This is a genomic window from Streptomyces sp. NBC_01460, assembly GCF_036227405.1.
GTDB lineage: Bacteria > Actinomycetota > Actinomycetes > Streptomycetales > Streptomycetaceae > Streptomyces.
Genome location: NZ_CP109473.1, coordinates 4,498,248 through 4,515,856, shown reverse-complemented (window position 1 = coordinate 4,515,856; position 17,609 = coordinate 4,498,248). Strand labels below are relative to the sequence as shown.

10 protein-coding genes and 3 rRNA genes are annotated in these 17,609 nt (G+C 66.9%); 7 read left to right on the top strand and 6 right to left on the bottom strand.

Annotation, left to right across the window (positions count from 1 at the left end):
* Nucleotides 1–7 precede the first annotated feature (7 nt).
* The 5 genes from OG488_RS20130 (at nt 8) to OG488_RS20110 (ending at nt 4,771) form a co-directional block, all read left to right on the top strand.
* Nucleotides 8–982: a TetR/AcrR family transcriptional regulator C-terminal domain-containing protein gene (locus OG488_RS20130; RefSeq protein ID WP_329231108.1), complete on the top strand. Its 975-nt coding sequence runs from the start codon at nt 8–10 to the stop codon at nt 980–982.
* A gap of 98 nt (nt 983–1,080) precedes the next feature.
* Nucleotides 1,081–2,007, top strand: coding sequence for an ATP-binding cassette domain-containing protein (locus OG488_RS20125; protein ID WP_329231106.1), 927 nt, complete (start codon nt 1,081–1,083; stop codon nt 2,005–2,007).
* Complete coding sequence (locus OG488_RS20120) at nt 2,004–2,792, top strand: ABC transporter permease (protein ID WP_329231105.1); 789 nt, start codon at nt 2,004–2,006, stop codon at nt 2,790–2,792. Before OG488_RS20125 ends, OG488_RS20120 begins: the two co-directional genes overlap by 4 nt.
* A 21-nt stretch (nt 2,793–2,813) precedes the next feature.
* Nucleotides 2,814–4,106: a sensor histidine kinase gene (locus tag OG488_RS20115; RefSeq protein ID WP_443074230.1), complete on the top strand. Its 1,293-nt coding sequence runs from the start codon at nt 2,814–2,816 to the stop codon at nt 4,104–4,106.
* Nucleotides 4,103–4,771 (top strand): response regulator transcription factor, encoded by a 669-nt coding sequence (locus OG488_RS20110; protein ID WP_329231103.1) that lies wholly within the window; start codon nt 4,103–4,105, stop codon nt 4,769–4,771. Before OG488_RS20115 ends, OG488_RS20110 begins: the two co-directional genes overlap by 4 nt.
* 128 nt (nt 4,772–4,899) lie before the next feature.
* Here OG488_RS20110 and rrf read toward each other — a convergent pair.
* From rrf to OG488_RS20090, 4 genes are all read right to left on the bottom strand, one after another.
* Nucleotides 4,900–5,016, bottom strand: a 5S ribosomal RNA gene (gene rrf / locus OG488_RS20105).
* Between the two features lie 79 nt (nt 5,017–5,095).
* Nucleotides 5,096–8,220, bottom strand: a 23S ribosomal RNA gene (locus tag OG488_RS20100).
* Between the two features lie 303 nt (nt 8,221–8,523).
* Nucleotides 8,524–10,049: ribosomal RNA gene (locus tag OG488_RS20095) — 16S ribosomal RNA — on the bottom strand.
* The 16S, 23S and 5S rRNA genes sit together here, the layout of an rRNA operon.
* A gap of 669 nt (nt 10,050–10,718) precedes the next feature.
* The gene (locus OG488_RS20090) at nt 10,719–11,276 is read right to left on the bottom strand and encodes a MarR family winged helix-turn-helix transcriptional regulator (RefSeq protein ID WP_329231101.1); all 558 of its coding nucleotides are present in this window, start codon (nt 11,274–11,276) and stop codon (nt 10,719–10,721) included.
* 142 nt (nt 11,277–11,418) lie between these two features.
* Between OG488_RS20090 and OG488_RS20085 the strand changes: the two genes are divergently transcribed.
* Nucleotides 11,419–12,717 (top strand): MFS transporter, encoded by a 1,299-nt coding sequence (locus OG488_RS20085; RefSeq protein WP_329238831.1) that lies wholly within the window; start codon nt 11,419–11,421, stop codon nt 12,715–12,717.
* A gap of 7 nt (nt 12,718–12,724) precedes the next feature.
* On the opposite strand, the gene OG488_RS20080 is transcribed toward OG488_RS20085, so the two are convergent.
* Together OG488_RS20080 and OG488_RS20075 are read right to left on the bottom strand one after the other, a co-directional pair.
* A complete protein-coding gene (locus OG488_RS20080; RefSeq protein WP_329231099.1) occupies nt 12,725–14,386 on the bottom strand; it encodes an ATP-binding SpoIIE family protein phosphatase in 1,662 nt (553 codons plus the stop codon).
* Between the two features lie 328 nt (nt 14,387–14,714).
* Nucleotides 14,715–16,148, bottom strand: coding sequence for an NAD(P)/FAD-dependent oxidoreductase (locus OG488_RS20075; RefSeq protein WP_329231098.1), 1,434 nt, complete (start codon nt 16,146–16,148; stop codon nt 14,715–14,717).
* A gap of 339 nt (nt 16,149–16,487) precedes the next feature.
* Here OG488_RS20075 and OG488_RS20070 point away from each other — a divergent pair, with 339 nt between their 5' ends.
* Nucleotides 16,488–17,300 carry a TetR/AcrR family transcriptional regulator gene (locus OG488_RS20070; protein ID WP_329231096.1) on the top strand — a complete coding sequence of 271 codons (813 nt, stop codon included), beginning with the start codon at nt 16,488–16,490 and terminating at the stop codon, nt 17,298–17,300.
* Nucleotides 17,301–17,609: the final 309 nt, after the last annotated feature.

Sequence of the window (17,609 nt, the reverse complement as noted above, 5' to 3'; positions counted from 1 at the left end):
GGGTGACGTGACGAACACCACAGGGCGCACGGATGAGCCGCCGTACCTGCGGATCGCGGCGGAGATCCGCCGACGCGTCGAGCAGGGCGAGCTGGCCCCGGGGGACCGCGTCCCCTCGACCCGCGGGATCGCACGGGAGTGGGGTGTCGCCCTCGCCACCGCGACGAAGGCCCTGACGCATCTCCGGCTGGAGGGGATCGTCGAGACGAAACCGCGCGCGGGCACCGTCGTCGCCACGCCCACCACCCCAGCCCGTGGACGACGGTCCGCCCCGTCCACCACCACGTCACCCGCCCCGCCCGCCGAACTCGACCTGTCACTGGACCGGATCGTGCGCACCGCCGTCGCCATCGCCGACACCGAAGGGCTCTCCGCGCTCTCCATGCGCGGGATCGCCGCCCGGCTCGGCGTCGCCGCCATGTCGCCCTACCGGTACGTGACCGGCAAGGACGACCTCATCCTGCTCATGGCGGACGCCGCGTTCGGCGAGCAGCTCTACCCCGCCACGGCTCCGGACGGCTGGCGCGCCCGCCTGGAGCTGGGTGCGCGCACGCTGTGGACCCTGCACAGGCGGCACCCCTGGCTCGCCCAGCTCTCCTCCCTCACCCGCCCCCTGCTCCTCCCCAACCTGATGGTCCACGGCGAATGGTCGCTCAGCGCCCTCGACGGCCACGGCCTCGACACCACCACGCTGTTCGACATCCACGTGCTGCTCTACAGCCACGTACAGGGGCTGGCGGTCCACCTGGAACGGGAGGCACACGCCGCGGCGACCACCGGCCAGGACGAGGACCAGTGGATGGACAGCCGCGGCGACGCCCTCCAGAGGCTGGTCGACTCCGGCCGCTTCCCGACCTTCACGAAGGTGGTCTCCTCCTTCGGCGACGGCTACGACCTCCGCCTCGACACCCTCTTCGAGCTCGGCCTCAAAGCGCTCCTCGACGGCCTGACACCGGTCGTCGAGGGCACGTCCCCCGCATAGCCCGAGCACTCCGCGTCGTACCCCGGTACTACGACGGCCCCCGCGCCGGAGCCCGCGGTCGGACGACCGCCACGCGCCCGCTCCGTAGCGTCGACCGCATGATCAGGGCATACGAACTCACCAAACGCTACGGGGACTCGACCGTCGTCCACGGACTCGACTTCACCGTCCGGCCCGGCACCGTCACCGGCTTCCTCGGCCCCAACGGCGCCGGGAAGTCGACCACCATGCGCATGCTGCTCGGCCTGGACGCCCCCACCCGCGGGCGGTCCACCATCGGCGGCCGCGCCTACACCACCCACCCCGCACCGCTCACCGAGGTCGGCGCCCTCCTGGAGGCACGCTCCGTCCATCCGGGACGCACCGCCTTCAACCACCTCATGGCGCTCGCCCACACCCACGGCATCCCCCGCAACCGCGTCGAGCACGTCCTGGACCTGGCCGGCCTCACCGAGGCGGCCCACCGCAGGATCAAAGGCTTCTCGCTCGGCATGGGACAGCGGCTCGGCATCGCCGCCGCGCTCCTCGGCGACCCGGCGACCCTCGTCCTCGACGAACCGGTCAACGGGCTGGACCCCGAAGGCGTCCTCTGGATCCGCACCCTGCTCACCTCACTCGCGGCGGAGGGCAGGACCGTCCTCGTCTCCTCCCACCTCATGAGCGAAATGGCGCTCACCGCCGACCACCTCGTCGTCATCGGCCGAGGCAGGCTCCTCGCCGACACCACCGTCGCCGAGCTGATCCGCGCCGCGGGCGGAGCCTCCGTCAAGGTCGTCACCCCCCAGGCCGACACCCTGCGCACCCTCCTCAGCGGCCCCGGTGTCCGGATCACGACCGGCACCGCCGGCGAACTCACCGTCCACGGAACGGACGCCGCCCACATCGGCCGCACCGCGGCCGCCCACGCCGTCGCGCTCCACGAACTCACCCCGCAGACCGTCTCCCTGGAACAGGCCTTCATGGACCTCACCCAGGAGTCCGTCGAATACCGGACCGCCAAACCCCTGACCGGAGCCCCCGCATGACCACTGCCACCGCGCCCTCCCCGTACCGCGTCACCACTCGCCGCGTCCTGCGCTCCGAATGGCACAAACTCTGGACCCTGCGCTCCACCTGGATCACACTCCTGTCGGCGTCGGCCGTGGTCCTCGGCGTGGGCCTCCTCATGGGCGCCACCTACACGTCGGACGGCGGAGACTCCGACGTCGACACCGTCGTCCTCGTCCTCTACGGCACGCTGCTCGGCCAGCTGTGCGTCACGGTCCTCGGCATCCTCGTGACCGCAGGCGAGTACTCCACCGGAATGATCCGCGCCTCACTCACCGTCGTACCGCGCAGGCTTCCCGTCCTCGGGGCCAAGGCGGCGGTGTTCGCCGTCGTGGCCTTCGGCTGGATGTTCGCCACCGCGCTGATCACCTTCGTGTCCGCGCAACTGCTCCTCCAGGACACCGACCAGGCCGCCGGACTCACCGACCACGGCGTCCTCGGAGCGATCACGGGCAACGCGGCGGGCATCACCCTGCTCAGCCTCATCGCCCTCGGCCTGGGCGCCGCCCTCCGCTCCGTGCCCGGCAGCATCGGGGCGTACATCGGCTGCGTCCTGATTCTCCCCGAGGTGCTGGGCATGCTTCCGTACGATGCCGTGGACAGCGCCCTGAAGTACTTCCCGACGCAGGCCGCCGGGGCGCTCGGCACGGCGACCCCCATCCCGGGCACCGCGGACACCGGCCCCGCCCTGCTGGCCCTCTGCCTCTGGGCAGCGGTCTCCCTGGGCACGGCGGCGGTACTCCTGCGCCGCCGGGACGCATGACGAAGCAGCGGGAGGAAGCCGGTGACGGACCGACGAAGGGCGGACGGCGTGGATGACGGGTCAGGCCCCCACCCCGCACACGAGCCCACGGACACCGCTCCACCGACCCTGTACATCCAGACCCTCATGGAACGGCTCCGCGCCTTCGACCGCCGCCGGCCGATGCTCTGGGACCTCGCGGTCACCGGCTTCTGGGTCGCCTTCGCGGTGCTCGACTACACCACAGGCGGCTGGCGCACGGTCGCCCGCGACGTGGACGCCCCCGAGCCCCTCGTTCTGCTGATGAGCCTGTGCTTCTCCGTTCCCCTGCTGTGGCGCCGCAGCCACCCGGTCGCGGTCCTCGTCCTGATGGCGCCCGTCTCCCTGGTCAACATCTGGACGGGAGCGGTCGTCCAGGCCGCCTTCCTCCAGCTGATCCCCGCCTACACGATCGGTCTGCGGCTGCCCCTCGGGACCCTGGCCCGGTCAGGGGTGCTGATGTGCCTCCCCGTCGCCGCAGGCGCGATCCGGATACCGGGCACCGCGGACCGGCAACTCGTCTCCTACCTCTGGGGATTCGCCTTCGTCGCGCTGCTCGCTCTCGTCGTACGCACCCGGCGGGAGTACACCGAGGCCCTCGTCGAACGCGCTCACCGCCTCGAGCGCGAACGCGACCAGCAGGCCCAGCTCGCCGCAGCCGCCGAACGCACCCGCATCGCCCGGGAGATGCACGACATCATCGGGCACAACCTCTCCGTCATCACCGGCCTGGCCGACGGCGGAGCGTACGCCGCGGCGAAGAACCCCGAACGCGCGAGCCAGGCGCTCGAAGCCATCGGCACCACCAGCCGCCAGGCTCTGGCGGAGCTACGGCGCGTGCTCGGCGTCCTGAGCGACGCGGCCCCCACCGCCGAACTGTCGCCCCAGCCCTCCCTCGCGGACCTGGACACCCTGCTGAGGGGCGTGCGGGAGGCGGGGCTGCCCGTCCGCCTGACCGTCCGCGGGGAGCCCTCGCCCGACCTCGCCTCACCGGGCCGCCAGCTCGCCGTCTACCGCGTGGTCCAGGAATCCCTCACCAACACCCTCAAGCACGCAGGACCCGACGCCACCGCCGAGGTCGCCCTCACCTGCACACCCACCGGGATCGAGGTGCGGACCACCGATACGGGTGGCCGCACGACGGCTTCGGCGGCCGAGGCACCGGGCACCGGCCGGGGCATCAGCGGAATGCGGGAGCGCGCCTCGCTCTACAACGGCACACTCGAAGCGGGCCCGCTCCCCGCGGGCGGCTGGCAGACACGACTCACCCTTCCCCTGGAGGACGCACTCCCGTGACGACGGTACTCATCGCCGACGACCAGGCCATGCAACGCTTCGGCTTCCGCATGCTCCTGGAGAGCCAGGACGACATGACGGTCGTCGGTGAAGCGGCCGACGGTGCGGAAGCGGTGGCTCTGACGGCCCGCCATCACCCGGACGTGGTCCTGATGGACATCCGGATGCCGGGGCTCGACGGCATCGAAGCGACCCGCCGCATCATCACGTCGGGGGCCCGCACCCGCGTCCTCATCGTGACGACGTTCGACCTCGACGAGTACGCCTACGAGGGCCTGCGCGCCGGAGCGAGCGGCTTCCTCGTCAAGGACGCGCTGCCGGAGGAGCTCCTGTCCGGCATCCGCGCCGTCGCGAGCGGCGACGCGGTCGTCGCCCCGAGCCTCACCCGCAGGCTCCTGGACGCCTACGTCCATCACCTGCCGGCGGCCCCCGGCGACACCCCGGCCACCGGAGATCCACGCATCGCCGCACTCACGGAACGCGAGAGGGAGATCCTCACGGTCATCGGCCAGGGATGGACGAACAACGAGATCGCCACACGTCTGTTCCTCGCCGAATCGACGGTGAAGACGCACGTCACCCGCATCCTCGCCAAGACGGGATCCCGGGACCGCATCCAGGCCGTCATCCTGGCGTACGACACGCGGCTGACAAACCCGCGCTGAGCCGGCCGCGAGAGTGTGGCGGGCACGCTCATACCGAACTGTTCCGACTCCACCCGATTCGGGACAAACGGGCCCGGAACGCAGAAAAGCCCCGTGCCACAAGGGCACGGGGCTTTCCCGGAATAATTGTTCGGCGGCGTCCTACTCTCCCACAGGGTCCCCCCTGCAGTACCATCGGCGCTGAAAGGCTTAGCTTCCGGGTTCGGAATGTAACCGGGCGTTTCCCTAACGCAATGACCACCGAAACACTATGAAATTAACCAACACCGGGCAAAAACACAGCCGTTCGTTATTTCAGAACTAACACAGTGGACGCGAGCAACTGAGGACAAGCCCTCGGCCTATTAGTACCAGTCAGCTCCACCCGTTACCGGGCTTCCACATCTGGCCTATCAACCCAGTCGTCTACTGGGAGCCTTAACCACTCAAGGTGGTGGGAATACTCATCTCGAAGCAGGCTTCCCGCTTAGATGCTTTCAGCGGTTATCCTTTCCGAACGTAGCCAACCAGCCATGCCCTTGGCAGGACAACTGGCACACCAGAGGTTCGTCCGTCCCGGTCCTCTCGTACTAGGGACAGCCCTTCTCAATATTCCTACGCGCACAGCGGATAGGGACCGAACTGTCTCACGACGTTCTAAACCCAGCTCGCGTACCGCTTTAATGGGCGAACAGCCCAACCCTTGGGACCGACTCCAGCCCCAGGATGCGACGAGCCGACATCGAGGTGCCAAACCATCCCGTCGATATGGACTCTTGGGGAAGATCAGCCTGTTATCCCCGGGGTACCTTTTATCCGTTGAGCGACAGCGCTTCCACAAGCCACTGCCGGATCACTAGTCCCGACTTTCGTCCCTGCTCGACCCGTCGGTCTCACAGTCAAGCTCCCTTGTGCACTTACACTCAACACCTGATTGCCAACCAGGCTGAGGGAACCTTTGGGCGCCTCCGTTACTCTTTAGGAGGCAACCGCCCCAGTTAAACTACCCATCAGACACTGTCCCTGATCCGGATCACGGACCCAGGTTAGACATCCAGCACGACCAGAGTGGTATTTCAACGGCGACTCCACAACCACTGGCGTGGCTGCTTCAAAGTCTCCCACCTATCCTACACAAGCCGAACCGAACACCAATATCAAACTATAGTAAAGGTCCCGGGGTCTTTCCGTCCTGCTGCGCGAAACGAGCATCTTTACTCGTAGTGCAATTTCACCGGGCCTATGGTTGAGACAGTCGAGAAGTCGTTACGCCATTCGTGCAGGTCGGAACTTACCCGACAAGGAATTTCGCTACCTTAGGATGGTTATAGTTACCACCGCCGTTTACTGGCGCTTAAGTTCTCAGCTTCGCACACCCGAAAGTGCACTAACCGGTCCCCTTAACGTTCCAGCACCGGGCAGGCGTCAGTCCGTATACATCGCCTTACGGCTTCGCACGGACCTGTGTTTTTAGTAAACAGTCGCTTCTCGCTGGTCTCTGCGGCCACCCCCAGCTCACCGAGTAAATCGGATCACCAGTGATGGCCCCCCTTCTCCCGAAGTTACGGGGGCATTTTGCCGAGTTCCTTAACCATAGTTCACCCGAACGCCTCGGTATTCTCTACCTGACTACCTGAGTCGGTTTAGGGTACGGGCCGCCATGAAACTCGCTAGAGGCTTTTCTCGACAGCATAGGATCATCCACTTCACCACAATCGGCTCGGCATCAGGTCTCAGCCTTAATGTGTGACGGATTTGCCTACCACACGGCCTACACCCTTACCCCGGGACAACCACCGCCCGGGCTGGACTACCTTCCTGCGTCACCCCATCGCTTACCTAGTACAAGTCTGGTTCGTCGGCTCCACCACTACCCTCAACTCCGAAGAGATCGGGCCGGCTTCACGGACTTAGCATCGCCTGATTCAGTATTGGGCGTTTCAAAGCGGGTACCGGAATATCAACCGGTTGTCCATCGACTACGCCTGTCGGCCTCGCCTTAGGTCCCGACTTACCCTGGGCAGATCAGCTTGACCCAGGAACCCTTAGTCAATCGGCGCACACGTTTCTCACGTGTGTATCGCTACTCATGCCTGCATTCTCACTCGTGAACCGTCCACAACTCGCTTCCGCGGCTGCTTCACCCGGCACACGACGCTCCCCTACCCATCCACACAGGCGTTGGCCCTATATGTGTGAATGACACGACTTCGGCGGTACGCTTGAGCCCCGCTACATTGTCGGCGCGGAATCACTTGACCAGTGAGCTATTACGCACTCTTTCAAGGGTGGCTGCTTCTAAGCCAACCTCCTGGTTGTCTCTGCGACTCCACATCCTTTCCCACTTAGCGTACGCTTAGGGGCCTTAGTCGATGCTCTGGGCTGTTTCCCTCTCGACCATGGAGCTTATCCCCCACAGTCTCACTGCCGTGCTCTCACTTACCGGCATTCGGAGTTTGGCTAAGGTCAGTAACCCGGTAGGGCCCATCGCCTATCCAGTGCTCTACCTCCGGCAAGAAACACACGACGCTGCACCTAAATGCATTTCGGGGAGAACCAGCTATCACGGAGTTTGATTGGCCTTTCACCCCTAACCACAGGTCATCCCCCAGGTTTTCAACCCTGGTGGGTTCGGTCCTCCACGAAGTCTTACCTCCGCTTCAACCTGCCCATGGCTAGATCACTCCGCTTCGGGTCTAGAGCGTGCAACTCAATCGCCCTATTCGGACTCGCTTTCGCTACGGCTTCCCCACACGGGTTAACCTCGCTACACACCGCTAACTCGCAGGCTCATTCTTCAAAAGGCACGCAGTCACGACTGCATGTGCAAGCACATACAGCGACGCTCCCACGGCTTGTAGGCACACGGTTTCAGGTACTATTTCACTCCGCTCCCGCGGTACTTTTCACCATTCCCTCACGGTACTATCCGCTATCGGTCACCAGGGAATATTTAGGCTTAGCGGGTGGTCCCGCCAGATTCACACGGGATTTCTCGGGCCCCGTGCTACTTGGGTGGTTCTCAAGCAAGCCGTTGATGTTTCAGCTACGGGGGTCTTACCCTCTACGCCGGACCTTTCGCATGTCCTTCGCCTACACCAACGGTTTCTGACTTGCCGACCAATCGGCAGATTGATCAAGAGAACTCCCACAACCCCGCATGCGCAACCCCTGCCGGGTATCACACGCATACGGTTTGGCCTCATCCAGTTTCGCTCGCCACTACTCCCGGAATCACGGTTGTTTTCTCTTCCTGAGGGTACTGAGATGTTTCACTTCCCCTCGTTCCCTCCACACTGCCTATGTGTTCAGCAGCGGGTGACAGCCCATGACGACTGCCGGGTTTCCCCATTCGGAAACCCCCGGATCAAAGCTTGGTTGACAGCTCCCCGGGGACTATCGTGGCCTCCCACGTCCTTCATCGGTTCCTGGTGCCAAGGCATCCACCGTGCGCCCTTAAAAACTTGGCCACAGATGCTCGCGTCCACTGTGCAGTTCTCAAACAACGACCAGCCACCCATCACCCCGCCCAAACAGGCGAGTTCACTGGGGCCGGCAACCGAAGATCCAGACTCAACGAGCCCGTACCTTCAGATACCCAACAGCGTGCCCGACCCGACCAACCCGATCCTGTTTTCCACGCCGAAGCAGTACTCACAGAACCGTGCTCATCGTGCCGAATAATCAACGTTCCACCCATGAGCAACCACCGTCGAACATTTGCCGACGTAATGGTCTCTGGATTCCCCGAAGGAAACCTAGATGCTCCTTAGAAAGGAGGTGATCCAGCCGCACCTTCCGGTACGGCTACCTTGTTACGACTTCGTCCCAATCGCCAGTCCCACCTTCGACAGCTCCCTCCCACAAGGGGTTGGGCCACCGGCTTCGGGTGTTACCGACTTTCGTGACGTGACGGGCGGTGTGTACAAGGCCCGGGAACGTATTCACCGCAGCAATGCTGATCTGCGATTACTAGCAACTCCGACTTCATGGGGTCGAGTTGCAGACCCCAATCCGAACTGAGACCGGCTTTTTGAGATTCGCTCCGCCTCGCGGCATCGCAGCTCATTGTACCGGCCATTGTAGCACGTGTGCAGCCCAAGACATAAGGGGCATGATGACTTGACGTCGTCCCCACCTTCCTCCGAGTTGACCCCGGCAGTCTCCTGTGAGTCCCCATCACCCCGAAGGGCATGCTGGCAACACAGAACAAGGGTTGCGCTCGTTGCGGGACTTAACCCAACATCTCACGACACGAGCTGACGACAGCCATGCACCACCTGTATACCGACCACAAGGGGGGCACCATCTCTGATGCTTTCCGGTATATGTCAAGCCTTGGTAAGGTTCTTCGCGTTGCGTCGAATTAAGCCACATGCTCCGCTGCTTGTGCGGGCCCCCGTCAATTCCTTTGAGTTTTAGCCTTGCGGCCGTACTCCCCAGGCGGGGAACTTAATGCGTTAGCTGCGGCACCGACGACGTGGAATGTCGCCAACACCTAGTTCCCAACGTTTACGGCGTGGACTACCAGGGTATCTAATCCTGTTCGCTCCCCACGCTTTCGCTCCTCAGCGTCAGTAATGGCCCAGAGATCCGCCTTCGCCACCGGTGTTCCTCCTGATATCTGCGCATTTCACCGCTACACCAGGAATTCCGATCTCCCCTACCACACTCTAGCTAGCCCGTATCGAATGCAGACTCGGGGTTAAGCCCCGAGCTTTCACATCCGACGTGACAAGCCGCCTACGAGCTCTTTACGCCCAATAATTCCGGACAACGCTTGCGCCCTACGTATTACCGCGGCTGCTGGCACGTAGTTAGCCGGCGCTTCTTCTGCAGGTACCGTCACTTTCGCTTCTTCCCTGCTGAAAGAGGTTTACAACCCGAAGGCCGTCATCCCTCACGCGGCGTCGCTGCATCAGGCTTTCGCCCATTGTGCAATATTCCCCACTGCTGCCTCCCGTAGGAGTCTGGGCCGTGTCTCAGTCCCAGTGTGGCCGGTCGCCCTCTCAGGCCGGCTACCCGTCGTCGCCTTGGTAGGCCATTACCCCACCAACAAGCTGATAGGCCGCGGGCTCATCCTTCACCGCCGGAGCTTTTAACCCCGCCCCATGAGGGACAGAGTGTTATCCGGTATTAGACCCCGTTTCCAGGGCTTGTCCCAGAGTGAAGGGCAGATTGCCCACGTGTTACTCACCCGTTCGCCACTAATCCACCCCGAAGGGCTTCATCGTTCGACTTGCATGTGTTAAGCACGCCGCCAGCGTTCGTCCTGAGCCAGGATCAAACTCTCCATGAATGTTTTCCCGTAATCGGGAGAGCACCATAGAAGAGCGGGACGACCGATCCGGAATAGGGATGGTCGTCCACAGCGTCCTCGCTGATGTTGCCTACCCGCCACATGGGCCGGTAGGACTTCAAAGGAACCACCAACCCACCGAAGTGGGCCGGGGTATCAACAAATTTGGCGTTGATTTTTGGCACGCTGTTGAGTTCTCAAGGAACGGACGCTTCCTTCGGTCCCGTTTCACCGGGGCCCTCCGGGCGCTTCCCTTCGTTCTTGCGTTTCCGACTCTATCAGACTCTTTCGTGTCCGATTCCCGGTCGAAGCGGGTTCCTGCTGTTTTGCTTTCCAGTTCTTCGCTTTCGCGTTTCCCTTTCCGGCGAGTCCGACTCTATCAGATCCTTTCGGGCCTGATTCCCAGTCAGCGGGGTTCGTCTTCCCGGCCCTTGGGCCGTTCCGACGCTCAAACTCTATCGGATTCTCCCGGCGACTCATAATCGAGTCCTCGAATTGAATTTCGGCATGCCGAAATTCTCCCCGGTGGGAGATCGTGCTGAGTTTGGTTGCCGCATGCGCGGCGGGATCGGCTGACGCCGGACCGTAGTGGCTCCGGGACAACTCGAAGAACCTTACAGATGCGAGGGAGGCGCGTCAACCCCTCCCCTCGCACCCGCGTCCGGCCCGTCAGCCCAGGTCGGTGAGGCGGCCGCCGGCGTCCGGCTGCTCGTGCTCCACGCGGCGCAGAAGGCGGATCAGGATCTCGCCCAGCGCCCCGCGTTCGCCACCGGAGAGGTCCTGGAGGAGGTCCTCCTCGAAGGTCGTGGCCATCCGCATCGCCTCGAGCCACTTCGTCCGGCCCTCGTCGGTCAGCTCGACGATGACGCGCACCCGGTTGTTCTCGTCCCGGTCCCTGGTGACCAGGCCCTCGCCCGCCATGCGGTCGATGCGGTGGGTCATCGCGGCCGGAGTGAGCCCCAGGCGCTTCGCGAGCTCGCCCGGACCCAGCCGGTACGGCGTGCCGGACAGGACCAGGGTCTTGAGGACCTCCCATTCGGCGTTGCTGATGCCGAGGGCCGCGACCTGTCTGCCGTAAGCGACGTTCATCCTGCGGTTCAGCCGGCCCAGCGCGGAGACGATCTGCTCGACCTGCGGGTCGAGGTCCCGGAACTCGCGCTGGTAGGCCGCGATCTGCTCGTCGAGGCTCGGCTCCTGGAGCTCGGGCTGCTCGGTGGTGTCAGACATGGCGGGCAGTATCGCACGCTCTCCATCGCCTTCGAAGTCCTTCAGGGTGAAGAGTTCAGCTTCTAACTTTAGTGTTAAAGTCTACGGGTCTGTGTTCTTCAAAGTTCTTCATGTCTTGAGGTAGGTGAGTGTGACCAGGGAGATGGGTGCAGCGCTGCGGCGGATCCAGGTGGGGAGCGCGCTGAGCGCGTTCGGCCTCGGGTTCACCGTCCCGTATCTGTACGTCTACGTGGCACAGGTGCGGGATCTCGGTGCCGGTACGGCAGGTGTCGTGCTGGCTGTGTTCGCCATGGCGGCGCTGGCCGTACTGCCGTTCACCGGTCGGGCCATCGACCGGCGCGGGCCTCTGCCCGTGCTGATCGTCGCCGCCGCTGCGGCAGCCGTGGGCGCCTGCGCCCTGGGTGTGTCCGACGGCGTGACCTCGACCGTGCTCTCCGCCGCGGTCCTCGGTGCGGGGACCGCCGTCATGCAGCCGGCGCTCGCGACGATGCTGGTGTGGTGCTCCAGCGCCGCGACGCGCACCCGTGCCTTCGCCATGCAGTTCTTCCTGCAGAATCTCGGGCTCGGCATCGGGGGTCTGGTCGGCGGGCAGCTGGTGGACGTCGACCGTCCGTCGAGCTTCACCCTGCTGTTCCTGATCGAGGCGGCGATGTTCCTGGTGCTCGGCGTGGTCGCGGCCACGGTGCGCATGCCCAGGGTCCCGTCCCTCACGGACGCGGTGCCCGGCGACGGCACGGAGCCCAGGGCCGGACTGCGGGCGCTCCTCTCCCACAAGGCCATGGTCCAGCTGTGCGTGCTCGGCTTCGTGATCTTCTTCGCCTGCTACGGGCAGTTCGAGTCGGGTCTCGCCGCCTACGGCACCGAGTCCGCGGGAATCGATCCGTCCACCCTGGGCATCGCGCTCGCGGCCAACACGGCGGTCATCGTCGCCGCGCAGTTCGTGGTGCTCCGTCTCGTGGAGCGGCGGCGGCGCAGCCGGGTCATCGCCTGGGTCGGTCTCATCTGGGCCTTCGCCTGGATCGTGGCGGGCTACGCGGGCCTCGGGCACGGCAGCCAGACGATGGCGACGGCCGCGATGATCTCGACGTACGCCCTGTTCGGGCTCGGTGAGGCCATGCTGTCGCCGACGGTGGCCCCGCTCGTCGCCGATCTGGCTCCGGAGGCCATGGTCGGTCAGTACAACTCGGCGTTCGCCCTGGTGAAGCAGCTCGCCCTGGCCGTCGGTCCCGCTGTCGGCGGTCCCATGGGGGCGGCGCTGCCCGGGCCGTACATCGTGACGTTCGTACTGTTCTCGCTGGGCATCACCGTGCTGGCGCTGAAGCTGGGCCGTCGGCTCACGCCCGTACAGGACAAGCCGTCCCTCGCGACGGTGCCGTCCCGGGTGGTCGCCGTGTCGATGCCGGAGAGCGAACCCGTCACCGTGCCCGGCGCCCTGCGCTGAGGCGCGGTCAGCCGGGGAGGGCGAATTCGCACCAGACCGCCTTGCCGCCGCCGGGAGTGCGGCGGCTGCCCCAGGACGACGCGATGGTCGCGACGATGGAGATGCCTCGCCCCGCCTCGTCGGCGGGCTCGGCCCGGCGTCGGCGCGGCAGGTGGTCGTCCCCGTCCGTCACCTCGATGATCAGGCGGCGGTCGGTCCGGCGCAGGCCGAGGCGCATGGGCGGGGTGCCGTGCTGGAGGGAGTTGGCCACGAGCTCGCTGGCGGCCAGGACGCCCAGATCGCAGAGCTCCATGGGGAAGCGCCACGACGCCAGGACGCCGGTGGCGAAGGCGCGGGCCCTGGGCGCGGCCTCGATGCCGCCGAGCAGCTCGAGCGAGGCGTTGTGGAAGAGCTCCGCGCTCGATCCCGTACGCGCGGGGTGCTGGACCACCAGGACCGCCACGTCGTCGTCGTGCTCCGCGGTGACGCCCAGGGAGCGGATGAGCCGGTCGCAGACCACCTGGGGCGAACCCTTGGCGCCGGACAGGGCACGCTCCAGGGAGGCGACGCCCTCGTCGATGTCCTCGCTGCGCCGCTCGACCAGGCCGTCCGTGTAGAGCACGGCCGTGGAGCCGGGCGGCAGGGCGATCGTCCCCGATGTGTGGACCCAGCCACCCGTCCCGAGCGGCGGTCCTGTCGGGTCCTCGGCGCGGTGGACCGTGCCGTCCTCGTCGCACACGAGGATCGGGAGGTGTCCGGCGGAGGCGTAGACGAGGTGGCCCTCGTTGGGGTCGTGGACGGCGTAGACGCAGGTGGCGATCTGGCTGGCGTCGATCTCGGCGGCGAGCACGTCGAGGAGCTGGAGCACCTCGTGCGGCGGGAGGTCCAGGCGGGCGTAGGCGCGGACCGCGGTGCGCAGCTGGCCCATGACGGCCGCCGCCCGCACGCCGCGCCCCATCACGTCTCCGATGACGAGTGCGGTGCGGCCGGCGCCCAGCGTGATGACGTCGTACCAGTCGCCGCCCACCGCCGCGTCCGTGCCACCCGGCTGGTAGGTGGCGGCGATACGCAGGTCGTCCGGCTGTTCGAGCTCCTGCGGGAGCAGGGAGCGCTGGAGGGTGACGGCCGTCTCGCGGTGGCGGCGTTCGCTGGTACGGAGCCGCTCGGCGGCCTCGGCGTGGTCGGTGACGTCGGTGGCGTAGACGAGGACCCCCGCCTCACCGTCCGGGCCGTCGGCGGCCACCGGGGTGCACGTCACCGTCCAGGAGTCACCGGCGCGGACCTTGCGGGACTTGACCGTACGGGGGGTACCGCTGCGCAGCACCTGGTCCATGAGGGGCAGCAGGCTGAGCTCGGCGAGCTCGGGCATCGCCTCGGCCGCGGGGGCGCCGCAGGGGCGCGGGCCGAACGCCGACGTGTAGGCGGCGTTGACGTAGGTGATGCGGTGCTCGGGGCCGTGGAGCAGCGCGACGGGGGCGGGCAGCCGGCCGAGGATGTCGCGGGCCGACAGGGCTTCCAGGCCGGGGCCCGCCGTGGCGGGGGGTGCCTGCGGCGTCCCGCCCGGCGGCGTGGCCGCGGGCTTCGGCCGTACGGACTCCGCGCGGGCGGCGGGTACGGAACTGTGGTCGTCCCGCGCGGCGGCGCGACGCTGTGTTCCGGGAAGGCGGGCGCTCCAGCGCGTGAAGTTCACGGAATTTCTGGCCTCGTGTGTCGGTCTGGTCCGCTCGGGCGAGCTTTTTCTGCTGGTCCTGTGGCCGATACCCCGCCGGTCCTCTGTACCGGGTCGGGGTGCCGGGGCCAGGCTTCCGGGAACGCGCGGCCGGGCCGCTCCGTGCGGTCGGCCGTCGCTTCCGGTCACTGTAGGTGACTGCCTGCCGGGTCACTCTGCGCAGGTGTGAGCCCACCTATGGTCACACGCCCAGTGTGACCGACCGTACTGACAGTTGCCGTACGGCGGCGGGTCCGGACGCTGAACTGCGCCCGTTCCCCGGGCGTCGCCGGTGGGGGCGGACGGGGGCTCAGCCGGACGTGTCCGGCGGCCCGTCGTCCTTCGGCGGGGTGGCCTCGGGAGGTCCGGGGTGTGTGTGGCCCCGGGCGGCGAGGGCGAATTCCGCTCGCGGGTGCTCGAGCGACCCGAGGGAGACGATCTCCCGTTTGAAGAGCCCGGCCAGGGTCCACTCGGCAAGGACACGCGCCTTTCGGTTGAACGTGGGCACGCGGCTCAGGTGGTAGACGCGGTGCATGAGCCACGCCGGATACCCCTTGAGCTTGCGCCCGTAGACGTGCGCGACGCCCTTGTGCAGGCCGAGCGAGGCGACGGATCCGGCGTAGGAGTGCCGGTAGTCGCGGGCCGGACGGCCTGCGAGGGTGGCCACGATGTTGTCGGCCAGGACCTTGGCCTGACGCACCGCGTGCTGGGCGTTCGGTGCGGTCTCCGTGCCCGGCTCGGACGAGGTGAGGTCCGGGACGGCTGCCGCGTCACCGGCCGCCCAGGCGTGCGGCACACCGTCGACGGAGAGCGTGGTGGTACAGCGGATCCGGCCGCGCTCCGTGAGCGGCAGGTCGGTGGCGGCGAGGATCGGTGCGGGCTTCACGCCGGCGGTCCACACCAGGGTGCGGGTCGGGAAGCGCGAGCCGTCGCTGAGGACCGCGACCCGGTTCTCGCAGCTCTCCAGCCGGGTGTCGAGCCGTACGTCGATGTTGCGGCCCCGCAACTCCCTGACCGCGTACTTCCCCATCGTCCCGCCGACCTCCGGCAGGATGCGTCCGGTCGCCTCGACCAGGATCCACCGCAGGTCCGACGGCTTGATGTTGTGGTAGTACCGCGAGGTGTAGCGGGCCATGTCCTCCAGCTCCGCGAGCGCCTCCACCCCTGCGTATCCGCCACCGACGAAGACGAAGGTGAGCGCCGCGTCGCGGATGGCCGGGTCCCGCGTGGCGGAGGCGATGTCCATCTGCTCGATCACGTGGTTGCGGAGGCCGATGGCCTCCTCCACGGTCTTGAAGCCGATGCCGAAGTCGGCCAGGCCGGGGACCGGAAGGGTGCGCGACACGGACCCGGGGGCGATGACGAGTTCGTCGTACGGGATCTCGAGCGCACCGGTGCCGTCCTCCCCGGTGGCGAGCGTCGTGACCGTGGCGGTGCGCTTGGCGTGGTCGACGCGCTCCGCCTCGCCGATGACGATCGTGCAGTGCTTCAGGACCCGGCGCAGCGGCACGACGACATGGCGCGGCGAGATCGAGCCCGCGGCGGCCTCGGGCAGGAACGGCTGATAGGTCATGTAGGGCTCCGGCGTGACCACCACGATCTCGGCCTCGCCGCTTCTCAGCCGCTGCCGCAGCTTCCGCTGGAGACGCAGCGCGGTGTACATCCCCACGTAGCCGCCGCCGACGACGAGAATGCGCACACGTGGCCGGTTGTCGGGGGATGTCCCCCGGGTATCTGGTGCCATCACCTTCCCATGACGCAACGGAGTCCGGTGTTTGTCCACAGGCCCGGCAAATTGTGTGACCGGAGCTCTTCGATCATCCGGCGGGCCGTGGCCACCGCGTGATGACGGAGCTGCGCAGGTCAGGTATGGCGGGGAGCCGGGAGCGCAGGGGTCGAATCGTGGTTCAACCGGTCCTTGCTCCGATCGGGGGGCACTCCGTGCGGAACAACCCCCTTCTGAATTGACCCGGGCTCAACTATGTTCGTACCCCGTCGGGGTGTCGGATTCGGACTGAGGTCCACACTCCGGCTGACACGGCGGGGAAGTCTCCGGGGGGAGACGTCATAACCGGGGGAAGTTATGCACATTCAGGATTTGCATGGGCCGAGCGCTGTCACCTCTTCTGTGGAGGGCCCTGGGCGGCTGAGCCCGGTGGGAGCGGTCGGTACGGTCGCGGCAGCCGGAGGCGCGGGCACCACCGCCCGCTCCGCGCCGCTCCGCGTGGACGCACAGCGCAACCTCGAACACGTCCTGCGCGCCGCGCGCGAGGTGTTCGGGGAGCTCGGCTACGGAGCGCCGATGGAGGACGTGGCACGGCGCGCGCGGGTCGGGGTGGGTACGGTCTACCGGCGTTTCCCGAGCAAGGACGTGCTGGTGCGCCGTATAGCCGAGGAGGAGACCGCGCGGCTCACCGATCAGGCGCGCTCGGCCCTCGGCCAGGAGGAGGAGCCGTGGTCGGCGCTCTCCCGTTTCCTGCGGACCTCCGTGGCGTCGGGTGCGGGCCGGCTCCTGCCGCCGCAGGTGCTGCGGGTCGGCGCGGAGCAGGACGAGCAGCCCGCTGCGGCGGGCCCCGGCACGGCCGACGGCGACACGCGCGTCCCGCACCAGCGGCAGAGCGTGGAAGCGTCCGGTCTCCGGGCATCGGGACAGCACCCTGCCCCCGAGGAGGGGCTCGACGACGGTCCGGGCGCTGCCGAGCTGCTCGAGGTGGTGGGCCGGCTGGTGGACCGGGCCCGTGAGTCGGGTGAGCTCCGGGGCGATGTGACGGTGGCCGATGTGCTGCTGGTCATCGCCACGGCCGCACCGGCGCTGCCTGACCCCGCTCACCAGGCCGCCGCCTCGGCCCGACTGCTGGACATCCTTCTCGAAGGCCTGCGCTCCCGTCCCGCGTAGCCGCACGCCCCAGGTGCCGGTCGGCGGACCACTGCCGCCGACCGGACGCCTGTAGGTCGCCCCGGGCCGGTGGTCACCCAACGCGGTCCGTCACCCGACGCGGTCCGTCACCCGACGCGGTCCGTCACCCGACGCGGTTCGTCACCCGGCCCTGCGAGACATACGACGCCGTGGGACGGACAACGCCGTTGCGCCGGAGGGGCGTTGCTCCTTCCCCGACAGGGCGATGTCACGCCCACCGGACGGGGTAAGACACCCCGGACGAGTGGTTGCTGCCGCTCGGGGGCCGTCGCGGTGCGGCTCTGTGGC

What these genes read in the sequence shown, in the direction of transcription:
- OG488_RS20125 (WP_329231106.1), top strand. Translation starts at nt 1,081, where the DNA reads ATGATCAGGGCATACGAACTCACCAAACGCTACGGGGACTCGACCGTC.
- OG488_RS20120 (WP_329231105.1), top strand. Translation starts at nt 2,004, where the DNA reads ATGACCACTGCCACCGCGCCCTCCCCGTACCGCGTCACCACTCGCCGC.
- OG488_RS20090 (WP_329231101.1), bottom strand. Translation starts at nt 11,276, where the DNA reads ATGTCTGACACCACCGAGCAGCCCGAGCTCCAGGAGCCGAGCCTCGAC.
- OG488_RS20085 (WP_329238831.1), top strand. Translation starts at nt 11,419, where the DNA reads ATGGGTGCAGCGCTGCGGCGGATCCAGGTGGGGAGCGCGCTGAGCGCG.
- OG488_RS20075 (WP_329231098.1), bottom strand. Translation starts at nt 16,148, where the DNA reads ATGGCACCAGATACCCGGGGGACATCCCCCGACAACCGGCCACGTGTG.
- OG488_RS20070 (WP_329231096.1), top strand. Translation starts at nt 16,488, where the DNA reads ATGCACATTCAGGATTTGCATGGGCCGAGCGCTGTCACCTCTTCTGTG.